Source organism: Pectobacterium sp. S5 (assembly GCF_051707265.1).
GTDB lineage: Bacteria > Pseudomonadota > Gammaproteobacteria > Enterobacterales > Enterobacteriaceae > Pectobacterium > Pectobacterium polare.
On record NZ_JAULSZ010000003.1, the window covers coordinates 307,010 to 320,334 of the forward strand.

Annotated in this window: 12 protein-coding genes and 2 pseudogenes; 13 read left to right on the forward strand and 1 reads right to left on the reverse strand. The window is 51.8% G+C overall.

The annotated features are described in order from the left end of the window. The first annotated feature begins 116 nt into the window (after nt 1–116). The 13 genes and pseudogenes from QWJ20_RS13825 (at nt 117) to QWJ20_RS13885 (ending at nt 12,339) form a co-directional block, all read left to right on the forward strand. Nucleotides 117–1,181: an ATP-grasp domain-containing protein gene (locus tag QWJ20_RS13825; protein WP_275209935.1), complete on the forward strand. Its 1,065-nt coding sequence runs from the start codon at nt 117–119 to the stop codon at nt 1,179–1,181. A 6-nt stretch (nt 1,182–1,187) separates the two neighbouring features. Continuing rightward, the gene (locus QWJ20_RS13830; RefSeq protein WP_433992761.1) at nt 1,188–2,330 is read left to right on the forward strand and encodes a phosphoribosyltransferase domain-containing protein; all 1,143 of its coding nucleotides are present in this window, start codon (nt 1,188–1,190) and stop codon (nt 2,328–2,330) included. Further along, the gene (locus QWJ20_RS13835; protein ID WP_433992762.1) at nt 2,323–3,105 is read left to right on the forward strand and encodes a hypothetical protein; all 783 of its coding nucleotides are present in this window, start codon (nt 2,323–2,325) and stop codon (nt 3,103–3,105) included. The genes QWJ20_RS13830 and QWJ20_RS13835 overlap by 8 nt, the downstream gene beginning before the upstream one ends. Then, nucleotides 3,098–3,842: pseudogene (locus QWJ20_RS13840) on the forward strand (cysteine protease StiP domain-containing protein); the annotation flags it as partial. The gene QWJ20_RS13835 and the pseudogene QWJ20_RS13840, both read left to right, overlap by 8 nt. Nucleotides 3,843–3,928: 86 nt before the next feature. Then, nucleotides 3,929–4,180 (forward strand): annotated as a pseudogene (locus tag QWJ20_RS13845) (RNA-binding protein); the annotation flags it as partial. Then, entirely contained in the window at nt 4,180–5,133 is a 954-nt protein-coding gene (locus QWJ20_RS13850) for an HpcH/HpaI aldolase/citrate lyase family protein (protein WP_095992860.1), read from the forward strand. The pseudogene QWJ20_RS13845 and the gene QWJ20_RS13850, both read left to right, overlap by 1 nt. 343 nt (nt 5,134–5,476) lie before the next feature. Continuing rightward, nucleotides 5,477–5,941 carry a tellurium resistance protein TerW gene (locus tag QWJ20_RS13855; RefSeq protein ID WP_095700556.1) on the forward strand — a complete coding sequence of 155 codons (465 nt, stop codon included), beginning with the start codon at nt 5,477–5,479 and terminating at the stop codon, nt 5,939–5,941. Between the two features lie 158 nt (nt 5,942–6,099). Beyond that, nucleotides 6,100–6,738, forward strand: coding sequence for a vWA domain-containing protein (locus tag QWJ20_RS13860; protein WP_103861822.1), 639 nt, complete (start codon nt 6,100–6,102; stop codon nt 6,736–6,738). Nucleotides 6,739–6,758: 20 nt separating this feature from the next. Next, nucleotides 6,759–7,403 (forward strand): TerD family protein, encoded by a 645-nt coding sequence (locus QWJ20_RS13865; protein ID WP_119888501.1) that lies wholly within the window; start codon nt 6,759–6,761, stop codon nt 7,401–7,403. Further along, the gene (locus tag QWJ20_RS13870; RefSeq protein ID WP_275209931.1) at nt 7,404–8,042 is read left to right on the forward strand and encodes a vWA domain-containing protein; all 639 of its coding nucleotides are present in this window, start codon (nt 7,404–7,406) and stop codon (nt 8,040–8,042) included. A gap of 119 nt (nt 8,043–8,161) precedes the next feature. Next, a complete protein-coding gene (locus tag QWJ20_RS13875) occupies nt 8,162–9,202 on the forward strand; it encodes a TerY-C metal binding domain-containing protein (RefSeq protein WP_433992763.1) in 1,041 nt (346 codons plus the stop codon). Next, the gene (locus QWJ20_RS13880) at nt 9,202–10,809 is read left to right on the forward strand and encodes a PP2C family serine/threonine-protein phosphatase (protein WP_433992764.1); all 1,608 of its coding nucleotides are present in this window, start codon (nt 9,202–9,204) and stop codon (nt 10,807–10,809) included. Before QWJ20_RS13875 ends, QWJ20_RS13880 begins: the two co-directional genes overlap by 1 nt. A gap of 30 nt (nt 10,810–10,839) precedes the next feature. Then, on the forward strand, nt 10,840–12,339 hold the full coding sequence (locus QWJ20_RS13885) for a helix-hairpin-helix domain-containing protein (RefSeq protein WP_433992765.1): 1,500 nt from the start codon (nt 10,840–10,842) through the stop codon (nt 12,337–12,339). An 89-nt stretch (nt 12,340–12,428) separates the two neighbouring features. On the opposite strand, the gene QWJ20_RS13890 is transcribed toward QWJ20_RS13885, so the two are convergent. Next, complete coding sequence (locus QWJ20_RS13890) at nt 12,429–13,307, reverse strand: metal ABC transporter substrate-binding protein (protein ID WP_249682460.1); 879 nt, start codon at nt 13,305–13,307, stop codon at nt 12,429–12,431. Between the last annotated feature and the right edge of the window lie 18 nt (nt 13,308–13,325).

A 13,325-nucleotide genomic window follows, 5' to 3' on the forward strand; every position in this document is an offset into this window, starting at 1 on the left:
ATTAAGGTTTTTTATTTACTTGATGTAAATCATAATATGATTGACATATAAAGATGGCATAAATAGACTCAGTATGCTTAAAGTAATCAGTCAACACCGTATGGAAATACATACCAATGACACATAAAATTTGGCTGATGGAAGGGTTGTCTTCCCAGCGCGATATGATTTTGGCGATCAAGTCTTTTGCCGAAACGCGCGGTGCAGATGTGACCATTTTTGCCTCTCATCGTAATGAACGTAATGAAATTTTGTCTCTGGCCGATCGTGCGATCCTGGAGCCTAAAGACGAGGCTGCGCGACTCTCGTTTATTCTCACCATCATCAAGACTCAGGGAATTCATGTCATCCATGCTGGCCGACATAGCCGCTGGTGCGAAAACCATCGACGTGAAATTGAATCCCTTGGTGTAAAACTCACGACTGGCACTGTCGATGCCAAATCGTTACTGATAGCGGATGACAAAGTCTCTTTTGCCGATGAAATGGAGAAACTGGGGCTGGCTGTCGTGCCGTCAATTCGAGTGTCCTCCGTTGATGAACTCAGGCAGCAGATCGCTGCGGCACCTTTCTCTGGCGCACCGCTGTGCGTGAAACCTGTCACGGGAATTTATGGCATGGGTTTTTGGCGTTTTGATGATAACGCCTCACCGATGTCGGTATTTACCGATCCAGACAGACGTCTGGTTGCGCCGAAATACTATTTGCAAGCACAGGAAGAGGCGGGGAATTTTGCGCCGTTGGTACTCATGCCGTACCTGCCGGGGCCAGAGTATTCTGTCGATATGCTGGTAGAAAACGGCACCGTGTTGGCGGCGGTTGCGCGGCGTAAGGTCGGTGCGCTGCAATATCTGGAGAACAGTGGTGAGGCTTATCAGCTCGCCATTGCCTGCGCTGAGGCAATGCAGGCAGATGGTTTAGTCAATGTGCAAACCCGCAACAATAGCGATGGGATCCCCCAACTGCTTGAGATCAATATGCGCCCTTCTGGTGGCATCGGTTATACCCGTTTTAGTGGCGTAAACCTGCCCGGCCTATTTGCCCTGCGCCAACTGGGGTTACTGAGTACACAACAGGTGGTTGAGCTGGCGGCTGAGGCTTTTTCGCCCGCGACAGTGCGCTCTATAACCGATGTTGTCCATTACCAGACCACGTTGTCTAATCGACTTCAAGAAGGGTAAGTCTCCATGTCTCAGGTTTCACCACAGCCCGTTTATACTCGCAGCCTTTCCTGCGGCACACTGAATGTGATGCCAACCGGCGGCGTGGCAGCACTGGATACCTTGTTTGATATCGCTGAACGCCGTAATCCTAAGCGTGCCTTTTTGTTTGTTAGCAAGGTTCTGGGGCGACATATTCCTGTGTCTCCAACGGTTATGCGCGGTGTTTATCGCCAGCTTGCAGAACAGCTTCCCGCTTCTATCGCGGGTCCCGTGCTGTTTATTGGTATGGCTGAAACCGCGGTGGGTTTGGGCGCAGGGGTTTTTGATGAGGTGAGGCAACGGGTCAGTGACGCCGTTTATTTGACCTCCACTCGTCATCCGCAAGATGGCGAGCTGCTGTGTGAGTTTAAGGAAGCGCATAGTCACGCCACCGATCACCTGATCTATCTTCCCGACGATGAACAACTGCGTCGTCGCGTGCTTGATGCGCGAACTCTGATCCTGATCGATGATGAAGCGACCACCGGTAATACATTCATTAATTTACTCGCTGCACTGCGTGAAACGACGTTATTCAAGCATTTGCAACAGGTGTTTGCCGTCACGCTGACTGATTGGAGCGGGAGTGCTCTTGCACAGCGTTGTCCTTTACCGATTCAGTCGATCTCTCTGGTTCAGGGTGACTGGCAGTGGGTGCCAAAGCCAGATGCACCACTGCCTGTGATGCCGACGGTTAACGTGACGGCACGCGGTAACGTTGCCATCACCGGCAAACAGAGCTGGGGACGTTTGGGAATGGGTGAACCTGCGGGGGATTTAGGACGAGATTTACGCGTGTCGCAGGGTGAAAAAATATTGGTGTTGGGCAGTAGTGAGTTTGTTTGGGAGCCTTTCTTACTGGCAGAACATTTGCACGCGCAGGGGGCTGAGGTTAAGTTCAGTTCAACTACGCGATCGCCTATCGCAAACGGATTCGCTATTCAGTCAGCGATAACGTTCAATGATAATTACGGGCTAGGCATTGCGAATTTTGTCTACAACGTGCTGCATCAACGTTTCGATCGCATTTTGCTCTGCGTGGAAACGCCACCAGAGAGTGTGGATGCCCAATTACTCAATGCGCTGGCGACGGTTGCGCCCCAGGTAGAGATTATCAGCTATGACTAAGCCCGTTATTTTTTCTGACCTTGACGATACCCTATTTCAGACGCGGCGTAAGATGGTCGATGAGCTGGCTCTGGAGCCGTACCGCACGGGAGCGCTGGATCCCAGCCTGACGCCGCGCAGTTTTATGACTGAAGAGCAGGCGATGCTGGTGGACTGGATGCTGGAACACGCTGAGCTGATTCCGGTGACAGCGCGTGGCACGGAAGAAATAGCGCGTGTGACCATCCCTTTCCGTTCTTGGGCGGTCACCACACATGGTGCGGTGATCCTCACCCCGCAGGGTGAGCCGGACAGTGACTGGAAAGCGCAGATATTGAGCGATCTGGCACCCTATGCGGAGCAACTTCACGCGATGCAGCAGGGCATCACCGAACTGATGGCAGCGCGTGGGATCAACGGTTGGGCACGAATTAATTATGAATATGGCGATACCCCAATTTATCTGGTGATGAAGCACCGAGATAGCACCAGACTTGAGGAGCTTTACGCTATCGCCGATGAAATAGAGCAGCGCTACCCGACTCAGGGTTTTTACGTGCACCGCAACAGTAACAACATTGCCTGGTTACCTGATCCGGTAGAAAAAGGGCTGGCAGTGACTTATTTACTCAATAAATTGCGTGCGGAACGGGGAACCTTTCCCGTTATTGGCTTGGGAGATAGCCTCAGCGATCACCGTTTTATGAAACTCTGCACCTGGTACGGGTTGCCCCGACAAGGCCAGTTTGCGGAGGCGATCGCCCGCCGCGTTTTCGGAGATCCCAAAAATGCATGACGATATCACGCCCTTCTCTGGTTCCTATTTACCAGACGACATCCACTTTTTGCTTCAGCCCGTAGAGATTGAAGTGACTTCTGTGGAAGAGAAGGAACGGCTGATTCAATCGGGCGCTAAGCACTATTCAGATATGCTGAGTCAGGAGCCGGAACCGACGGTGTGGCACCTTGAACTGTTCTCTCGCGCCCTCGAACAAGGGGGGGCTCGTTTAGCTCGAGAGGTACAGATGCTCGCGCAGACGCTGGCAGAGCGTTTTGGTGATACGCCGATAGTGTTGACCAGTTTAGTGCGTGCAGGTGTTCCTCTGGGCGTGATGCTGCACCGGGCTTTGCGTGCTATGGGGAAAACGTCCTACCACTATGGCATTAGCATTATCCGCGATCGGGGCATTGATAACACTGCGCTGGAATGGATTGAAACCCGCCACGGCAGCGAGGGCATTGTGTTTGTTGATGGCTGGACGGGTAAAGGCGCTATCACGGGTGAATTGATCCGATCCTTAAAGGGGAGAGCGGGATATCCCGCTCAGCCGCGCTTGGTCGTACTGGCAGATCCCTGCGGTTGTGCCTGGCTGGCGGCGAGCAATGATGATTGGCTGATTCCGTTCGGGATTATGGGCGCGCCTGTTTCTGGATTGATATCCCGATCTTTATGGGCCGATGAAGGGCTACACGGCTGTGTGATATGCGATCACCTTAAGCGCTATGAGTGCAGCCAAATGCTGGTGGATACCATTGAGGCGCTGCATGGCTCGTCCTCTTCTGTGGTTCCATCATGTTGTGAGTCACTGCCTGAACGACAGCATTATCTTCAACAACAGAGCGAAAGGGTGATCCGCACGTTGGCTGAACGTTATGACATCAACAGTATCAATCGAATAAAACCGGGAATCGCTGAAGCAACTCGTGCCGTGTTGCGCCGTGTGCCGGACCATGTTTTGGTGCGAAAGCTGGACGATCCCGATGTCGCGCTGTTGGTTTATCTCGCCCAGGAAAAGGGGATTACCATTACTGAAGTCGGTGATGAAATCGGTCAGTACCGTGCGGTTACGATCATCAAAAAGGTGCACTGATGAACAAAAGGCTTTCTCCCTGGAATCTCGGTGCGACGCTTTATATGCCTGCCACGCGTACCGATATTGCTGATGTTATCCTGAACGATAAGATTAGCGGGCTGCGTTCTCTGGTTATTTGCCTTGAAGATGCGGTCGCTGAAAGCGATGTGCCTCTGGCACTCTCACGGCTTCGTGAACTGCTGACGAGATTGGCACAAGCGAGAGACGTCGATGGAAAAGCTGACTGGCCGCTGGTTTTCGTTCGTCCGCGCGACAGTGAAATGGGGCAGTGGCTTGTGGATGAAATGGATTTGAGTCCGCTAGATGGGCTGGTGCTACCCAAATTTACCCTGTCTTCCTTGCCTCTGTGGTGGGAAGCGGTGCGTAATAGCGAGCTTTGCATGATGCCCACGCTGGAAACCGAAGATGTTTTTGACGTGGTGCAGATGCGTGAATTAGCCACTCAACTCCAGTCTCACCCTTGCCATGAGCGAATTATCGCCCTGCGCATTGGGGGAAACGATCTGATGAATGTGATCTCACTGCGGCGCTCGCGCCACCTGACTCTATATGATGGGCCTATGGGGTATGTGATCAAAATGCTGGTCTCGATATTTGCGGCCCGAAATTTCGCGTTGACCGCACCGGTCTGTGAACATATTGACGATCACGAGATCATGTCCCGCGAACTCGCGTTGGACATGGCACATGGGTTGGTAGGGAAAACGGCTATTCATCCCAAGCAAATTACGCTCATTGAGCAGGCGTTGATGGTATCGGCCACCGACTATGCGGATGCGTTGCGTATCCTGAACTCTAGCCAGGCGGTGTTTAAATCTCAGGGATCGATGTGCGAGCCTGCTACGCACCGGCGCTGGGCATCGGAGATTCTGGAACGTGCTCAGGTCTATGGCATTGCATCAGAGCAGAATCAGGGGCCGCGCTTTATCGCAGCAACGCATAACCATTGAGGCGATGTTGATAGAAGGTAGCGCGTTGCGAGACTCCGTTCTGCTTGGGGGAACATCCGGTATTTTCTCTGGTTTATCTCTCGTTGAAAATTTGTCTGTTAGAGTAAGAAGATATTAAATTTTGCTTAGGGATGCAGAGGACGTGCTTATCCGCTGCCATCCTTATTGTCTGCCCATGCTCAGAAACGAGGGTGGCACTATGATTACCCAGCGTTAAGGGCTGCGGTATGATAGTTCGTTAATTAACAGTAATTAGCATGAGATCATCTAGAAAAATGCCAGTGAACACGCTTATTTTTCAGCCCATACGATCATTATTCTGGAATGCAGGGTGTGATTCTCTATGCAACTAAGCACCCGTCAGGTACGTGTTTTCCAGCTCGCCAATATCCTGGGAACGGGGAAGCCCGTTGCTGCCGCACAGATCATCGCCGCGCTTGATTGCTCGGAACCTACGTTGACCCGTGTACTGAAGGAGTTGAGAAACACGTATTCTGCTGAGATAAAATACAGCAAAGCACTACACGCTTATCATATGGTTCAGCCCGGCCAGCTTGATAAAAAAACGTTACGCCGTATGGCGGAAGCGCTGTCATCTAACGCTGCGTTTAAAGAAGAGACGGTGAGTCGGGTCTTTCTGGATAAAGAAAAAAAGAAAGCGGTTTCTCTGTCATTAAGAATGTCGATCTTGCGTAAGATCGACACGCTTGCACGCCTGAAAGACGTTACGCGCAGCGAAGCAGTGGAAATGCTGATCGATAAATGTGCGAATGAGTTGATTCGCGCTTCCTCGCCGTCAAAAAAATAACTCACATCACGCGGGCTTCTCTTGCCCGTGCCTTTCTCTGTATCTCATTCTCCTCCCTCAAGTTAACTGATTGACGATGCGTGTTTTTTGTTGAGATAACGACCAGATTGATTATGATGTCTTAATCGTATTATTCATAAAATTAATGGATTGATGATATGCGAAGACTACCGGTCTATTTGTTACTCGATACCTCTGGCTCAATGCATGGTGAGCCAATTGAAGCCGTGAAGAACGGGGTACAGACACTCCTCACGACGCTACGCCAAGACCCTTATGCGCTGGAAACTGCCTATGTTTCCGTCATTACCTTTGATACCTCTGCCCGCCAAGCGGTCCCGCTAACCGATCTGCTTAATTTCAAATCCCCCGATCTGGTTGCCAGTGGCACGACTGCGCTTGGCGAAGCGTTATCGCTGGTAGCACAGGCTATTGGGAGTGAGGTTCGGAAAACCACGGCGGAAACGAAAGGAGATTGGCGTCCGCTGGTCTTCATCATGACCGACGGTGCACCGACGGATGACTGGCGTAAAGGTGTTGCTGATTTTAAATCGGCACGTACTGGCGTTGTGGTTGCTTGTGCTGCTGGGCAGGTAGCAGAAACGAAAGTACTACAGGAAATTACCGAGATAGTCCTACGGCTTGATACCGCGGATTCGAATTCCATTAAGGCTTTCTTCAAGTGGGTATCGGCGAGTATCTCGGTTGGAAGTCAAAAAGTTGAGTCTGGTAAAAAAGAAGTTATCGGCCTTGACGATCTTCCTCCCCCACCGCCAGAAGTGAATGTCGTGCTCTAACAGAAAAACAAGGAGACTGTATGTCAGTCAGTTTGCGTAAAGGACAAAGTGTTAGCCTCAAGAAGAATGAATTCGATCTCTCCTCTGTGACTATCGGTCTAGGCTGGGACATCAGCGAAGAGAAAAAAGGATTCCTGGGGGGCATCTTTAGCAAAAAAACAGAAGATGAGTACGATCTCGATGTGGTTGCCTTCCTGTGTAACGCCGAAGGAAAAGTGGTCGACTTGGGGAAAATCGAAGGGGGTCGGCCAACGTTAGATAACGGGGATGTGATCTTTTTTAATAACCAGCGACATCATTCAGGGCAAATCTGGTTAACTGGCGACAACCGCACTGGCGCGGGAGATGGCGATGATGAGCAGATTATTGCCAACTTGAATACGCTGGATGCCAGATACGAAAAGATCGTCTTTATTGTCCAGATCTACAATGGTCAGGAACTGCAACAGCACTTTGGCAAAGTACAGAATGCCTTTATCCGCGCCGTGGATGCTAAAAATATTGAAATGGCGCGTTTTGACCTGTCTGGCGGGCCTGCATTTAACCAAAAATTCTCCATGGTGTTTGCTGAACTGGTACGTGAAGGGACGGGCTGGAAACTTAGCGCGATTGGCGAACCTTCCGATTCAGATTCCTTTATCACGCATTTAAAGAGCTACCTGTAAATGAGACGTCTACCGGTTTATCTCTTGATTGATACATCAGGTTCCATGCGTGGTGAGTCCATTCATGCGGTCAATGTGGGGATTCAGGCGATGCTAAGCGCGTTGCGTCAGGATCCTTATGCGTTAGAAAGCGTCTATATCTCAATCATCACATACGACAATGAAGCGAGGGAGTTTATCCCGTTGACGCCGCTGGAAGATTTCCAGTTTACCGATATTGTGGTGCCTAGCGCGGGTGGAACGTTTACGGGGGCGGCCCTTGAGTGCCTGATTCAGTCAGTCGATCGCGATATCAAACGTTCCGATGGCGATCAGAAAGGCGACTGGCGGCCTCTGGTGTTCCTCATGACCGACGGCAGTCCCTCTGACGCCTATGCGTACGATGAAGCAGTGAAAGAAATCAAAAAACGTGCTTTTGGTTCGATCATTGCCTGTGCCGTTGGGCCGAAGGCCAAGCATGAACATCTTAAACAATTGACCAGCCAAGTGGTGGCGTTAGAAACGCTGGACTCTACGGCGTTTGCCGGTTTCTTCAAATGGGTTTCGGCGAGTGTTGCATCAGGTAGCGCTAGCTCCGGTGTCAATTCGGGTCAGGATAATCTGCCGCCACCCCCTCCCGAAATACAGCTGGTTCTGTGACACCAAGGCAGGGCTCCCAACAGGGCTCTGCCTTTATTTTATCAATATCGAACCCAGAGAAGCGCTTACCGCAAAGGCTATTCTGAATAAAAGCGATTCGCTTAATAAAGGTGTCTGTGATGAGACGACTACCCATTTTCTTCGTTCTCGACTGCTCGGAGTCGATGATCGGAGATAATCTGAAGAAAATGAACGATGGCCTCCAGACTATCGTCAGCGATCTGAAAAAAGACCCTCACGCCCTCGAAACCGCATGGATTTCCGTCATTGCTTTTGCTGGTGTGGCGCAAACCATCGTCCCCCTTGTGGAAGTAGTGTCATTTTATCCACCGCGTCTGCCGTTAGGTGGTGGCACTAGCCTCGGGGCGGCGATACGGGAATTGACTAAACAGATCGATGAGCAAGTCAGAAAGACGACGCAAGAGCGTAAAGGTGATTGGAAACCGGTGGTCTATTTACTGACCGATGGTCGCCCGACGGATGATATCACCCCAGAGATTACACGTTGGAAAACACACTACGCCAGTAAGGTTAACCTGATTGCGATTGGCTTAGGGGCTTCTGCCGACTTGAGTACGCTGCGCCAGCTCACCGAAAATGTCTTGTTGTTTACTGATGCACAGGAAGGGGATTTCACCCGCTTTATTAAATGGATAACAGCCTCTGTTACCGCACATAGCCGTAGCGTCGGCGAGGAGGCACCGCCGCTGTTGTCGACGACGGGGTCTATTGTTCGGCTGGCCAAGGACGAGGTGGCGAGGGCTTATGATGAGAACTGTGTGATCCTCGTCGGCCGCTGCAATAAATCACGTCGTCCCTATCTGATGAAATATGAGCGCCCCAACGTCAATCTGTCTTCCCTCAATTTTAAGCTTAATATCAACGGGTTTAATTTGGCAGGCTGTTTCCCTATTGATGACGATTATTTTGCCTGGAGTGACGCCTCCGCCTCTGCGCTACAGGTGAATACGAGCGAATTACACGGTGCGCCGGGTTGCCCTCATTGCGGTAATGCCAGTGCCTTCGCGATGTGTTCCTGTGGAAAGCTATTGTGTATCAACGGGCCAGAAACCGTGATATGCCCATGGTGCGACAATAACATTAGCTTTAGTGAAAATGGCGGTGTGGAAGATTTTGATGTTAACCGTGGGAGAGGCTAATGGATCATGATGTCAGTCTGAATCGCCAGATATTCATGCTTATTCTACAACAGGCAGGAAAAACGCTTTCCGAAGCCGAACATCACGTCTGGGACAATGATACTGAGTTATGTCTACAGTTAGAAAAACTGCGTGAACAGGTGATGCTCAAGGTTGAAGGAACGCCGCCAACTAGCGCCGCAACGCTACCCGATGTGATAACCGCATCGGGGCTGGATGATGCGCTTCCGTCTGAGATCATCGTGCCGGAGAGCGTAGCGCCGGTATCGATCAGCGGTGCAGAATCGACAGAGCAGGAGAACGCGGAAAAAGCACAGTGGGAAACGATGCCATTTGCGGAATTGAATGCCACGAAAAATAACCTGAGTGGTGCAGATATGCTAAAACCTGGACAGATCCCAACGTCGAACCAGCGCCAGAACGCGGCACCCACGGCGCGTGCGCCACAGGCAAAAGTTAACATTGCCAATGCGCGTGTCGGTGCGCCATTTAACGCGCCTATTGAAATTATCCTCGATAACGGGATCCGGCCTGATATACAGGACGTGATTTTTGGCGAAGCGATCGGGCTGCATTTCGACCGAGATTCGACGTCGCTGGTGGGAACGCCGACCCAAAGTGGCGATCGGGAAATCACCCTCCACTGGTCATGCGGAGCCGCGCTAACAGGGACAACAACGGTGCTCTTGATCGTGAATCCCGATCCACGCAGCCTATGGAAAATTATCGATCCTCCAGCGGACGATCGTTACTTTAAAGAGAATGTCGCGCACCAACTGATCCGTCAACCAGACGTTAATATCGCCGCCGCTAGCCGCCGAGGGCGTTCACACGAACACGTTGGCACTTTTCGTGATGATGATTATTTTATCGCTCACGATAATGACAGCGGCTGGAGCATCCTGCTGGTTGCCGACGGTGCAGGGAGCGCCAAAAATTCTCGTGAAGGGTCGCGACTGGTGACAACAGTCGTGGGAACCTATCTGGCGCAGCAGATGGCGGAAGAATCGGCAGCGCGGCTAAAGCCTGCGATCGCCCAGTGGGCGCCGGAAGGCCAGAAAGAGGTCGGCACCTTTTTCGGCAGCTTGTTCTATAAGGCGGCACAGCTTGCGGTAAATAAGCTCGACGCCGTATCGATAGAAACCGATGAACACGTCAAATCTTACTCCACCACGCTGCTCGCGACGGTATCGTTGCGTACTGCGGATGGGTTGTTTGCCGCTTCATTCTGGCTGGGCGATGGGGCTATCGCCGCCTACGGCCCGGTGGGCAAAGTGCGTCTATTAGGCAAGCCAGATAGCGGTGAATATGCAGGGCAGACCCGCTTTCTGGATCTGAATGCTGTACAGGATCCCCAGTTTAGCGAGCGAGTCATTATCGGCAAATGGAGCGATATTTCGCACCTGATCCTGATGACGGACGGGGTGTCCGATCCGTATTTTGAAACCGATAATGGGCTAAAAAACCCGGAAAAATGGGATGTGCTGGTCGCCGATATTGCCCCCTGTCTGAATGACAGCGAACAAGCGGCAGAACAACTGGCTGAGTGGCTAAACTTTTTCTCGCCCGGAAACCATGATGACCGGACGATCGTCGTGGCATGGTGAGTCTCAGAAATGGATCGCTGGTGATAATCAATGGCTAATATTATTAGTTGTACTACCCGAGACGGTGAGCCTGTCCAATACGTTGACGAAATCATCGGTTCGGGTTCGATGAAGGATGTCTATTTTTCCCCTGATAAGACCTACGTGGTGGCTTTCTACAAAAAGCCCCAGAATGAGCAGGCGAAAGAACGGATCGCGATGATCACCGGCCGCTATCGGCAAAGTATTTTTGAGCAAGCGGGGGGCGACTACTGGCAAGACCTGTTCTGCTGGCCGACCAGCGTGGTTGAGCATCAGGGGCGGATAGGGATTGTGGTGCCAACCTACCACAGCCACTTTTTCTTTAAGTATGGTTCTAAGAATGATGATTTTCTTGGTATCAAGGGGCGGGAAAAAGAAGGGAAATGGTTCGCCAGTGCGAATAATCAGAATAAATTCCTCGATCCGCGTGAGCGCGGCAACCTGCTCAATTACCTGAAAGTCTGCCTGTTGTTGACCCGTGCGGTACGACGCATGCACGCTGCGGGTTTGTGTCATAGCGACCTAAGTTATAAGAATGTGCTGGTGGATCCTGAAGCCGGGCATGCCTGCGTGATCGATATCGATGGTTTGGTGGTGCCGGGGAAATACCCGCCGGACGTTGTCGGCACGCCGGACTTTATTGCCCCCGAAGTCGTGAAAACCACCCATCTGGCGAAAGAGGATGCTAACCGGATCTTACCGAGCATCAGCACCGATCGCCACGCGCTGTCAGTATTAATCTATATGTATCTGTTTTACCGACACCCGCTACGGGGCGGTAAAATTCATGACATGGATGATGAAATGCGGGACGAATCCCTGTCTATGGGGGAAAAGGCGCTGTTTATCGAGCACCCGACAGACCGTAGCAATGCGGTTAAACTCAGCCAGGTTAGCCCATCATCCTTACCGTGGGCAGATACGGATAAGATCCCCTATACCGTTCTCGGGCCTTATCTTACGCCTCTCTTTGAGAAAGCCTTTATTACCGGTTTGCATGAGCCAACCAAGCGCCCAACGGCCGATGAGTGGGAAACGGCACTGGTGAAAACGGTCGATCTCATCCAGCCGTGCCAGAATGCAGCCTGTGAGCAGAAATGGTATGTATTTTCCGGTAAAACGCAGCCTTCATGCCCTTACTGCGGCACGCCGTATAAAGGAAAACTGCCGATACTGAATCTGTATTCTTCACGGACAACGGGAAGCTATCGTCCCGATGATCACCGTCTGATGGTATGGAATGGTCAGTCCTTGTATGCCTGGCACGTGAACCGGTTAATTGCCCCCAACGAGCGCACGACCGCAGAACAGAAGAAACGTGTTGGCTATTTCGTGTTTCATAATGACCAATGGTGGCTGGTTAATGAGGGCATTGAGGAACTGATGTCGTTACCCGACAAAAGGAAGGTCGCCATCGGAGATAAACTGGCGCTGACGGACGGTGCCCAGTTTGTGCTTTCCACCCAGGAAGGGGGAAGGCTGGTGGTGGTGCAGTTGGTCACAAATTAGCACGGCACTATGTTAACAGAGGACATGTGCTAACCGATATCGCTGCCCTTGTGCGTCTCTGTTGATCAGCGCAAGGGCAGGGATGAGGCTTACTTCATGCTGGCGGCGAGGGTATCGACGTTGTGCTTAAACGCAGCCGTGTAGGTTGCCGCGGGGCCGGAGGCGTCGGTCAGGGCTTCCGGGTACAGCTCACCGCCGGGCTGTGCGCCGCTGGCTGTCGCGATTTGCTTCACCAGACGTCCATCGGTCTGGTTTTCAATGAAGTAGCTTTTCACCTTCTCTTGCTTGATTTGCTTAATCAACGAAGCCACTTTTTTGCTGCTGGCTTCCGATTCCGTGGAGTAGCCCACCGGCGACAGGAACTTCACGCCGTAGGCCTGGCCGAAATAGCCGAACGCGTCATGGCTGGTCAGCACTTTACGTTTTTCTGGCGGAATAGTAGCGAACGTTTTCTTCGCGTAGCTATCCAGCCCCTGTAACTGTTTGATGTAGGCTTCACCCTGCTGGCGATAGTAATCGGCATTCGTTGGATCGGCTTTCACCAGCGCGTTGACGATGTTGTGCGCGTAGACCACGCCGTTGCTCATGCTGTTCCAGGCATGCGGATCGGTTTCCGTTTTGCCGTCTTCCACCATGGTGCGGGTTTCAATCCCGTTTGAGGCCGTAATGACGTCGCCACGGTAGCCGGAGGCGGTGACCAGCCGATCGATCCACCCTTCCAGACCCAGCCCATTAACGAAAACCAGATCGGCGCTAGCCAGCGTTTTGCTGTCTTTCGGAGAAGGCTCAAATTCATGCGGATCGCCATTGGGCTTCACCAGATCAGTGACGGTAACGCGATCGCCGCCGATGTGGCTGACCATATCGCCCAGTACGGAAAAGCTGGCGACAACATCAAGGTTCTTTGCCATCGCCAGTGGGCTAAGCAGCAGGCCGGATAACGCAATAGCTAACAGTGAACGTTTCATTTTTCCCTCACAGACAGT

Bases quoted from the DNA above. Each gene is read 5' to 3' on its own strand.
- QWJ20_RS13880 (WP_433992764.1), top strand. From the start codon at position 9,202: ATGGATCATGATGTCAGTCTGAATCGCCAGATATTCATGCTTATTCTA.
- QWJ20_RS13870 (WP_275209931.1), top strand. From the start codon at position 7,404: ATGAGACGTCTACCGGTTTATCTCTTGATTGATACATCAGGTTCCATG.
- QWJ20_RS13850 (WP_095992860.1), top strand. From the start codon at position 4,180: ATGAACAAAAGGCTTTCTCCCTGGAATCTCGGTGCGACGCTTTATATG.
- QWJ20_RS13865 (WP_119888501.1), top strand. From the start codon at position 6,759: ATGTCAGTCAGTTTGCGTAAAGGACAAAGTGTTAGCCTCAAGAAGAAT.
- QWJ20_RS13890 (WP_249682460.1), bottom strand. From the start codon at position 13,307: ATGAAACGTTCACTGTTAGCTATTGCGTTATCCGGCCTGCTGCTTAGC.
- QWJ20_RS13885 (WP_433992765.1), top strand. From the start codon at position 10,840: ATGGCTAATATTATTAGTTGTACTACCCGAGACGGTGAGCCTGTCCAA.
- QWJ20_RS13875 (WP_433992763.1), top strand. From the start codon at position 8,162: ATGAGACGACTACCCATTTTCTTCGTTCTCGACTGCTCGGAGTCGATG.
- QWJ20_RS13860 (WP_103861822.1), top strand. From the start codon at position 6,100: ATGCGAAGACTACCGGTCTATTTGTTACTCGATACCTCTGGCTCAATG.
- QWJ20_RS13825 (WP_275209935.1), top strand. From the start codon at position 117: ATGACACATAAAATTTGGCTGATGGAAGGGTTGTCTTCCCAGCGCGAT.
- QWJ20_RS13830 (WP_433992761.1), top strand. From the start codon at position 1,188: ATGTCTCAGGTTTCACCACAGCCCGTTTATACTCGCAGCCTTTCCTGC.
- QWJ20_RS13855 (WP_095700556.1), top strand. From the start codon at position 5,477: ATGCAACTAAGCACCCGTCAGGTACGTGTTTTCCAGCTCGCCAATATC.
- QWJ20_RS13835 (WP_433992762.1), top strand. From the start codon at position 2,323: ATGACTAAGCCCGTTATTTTTTCTGACCTTGACGATACCCTATTTCAG.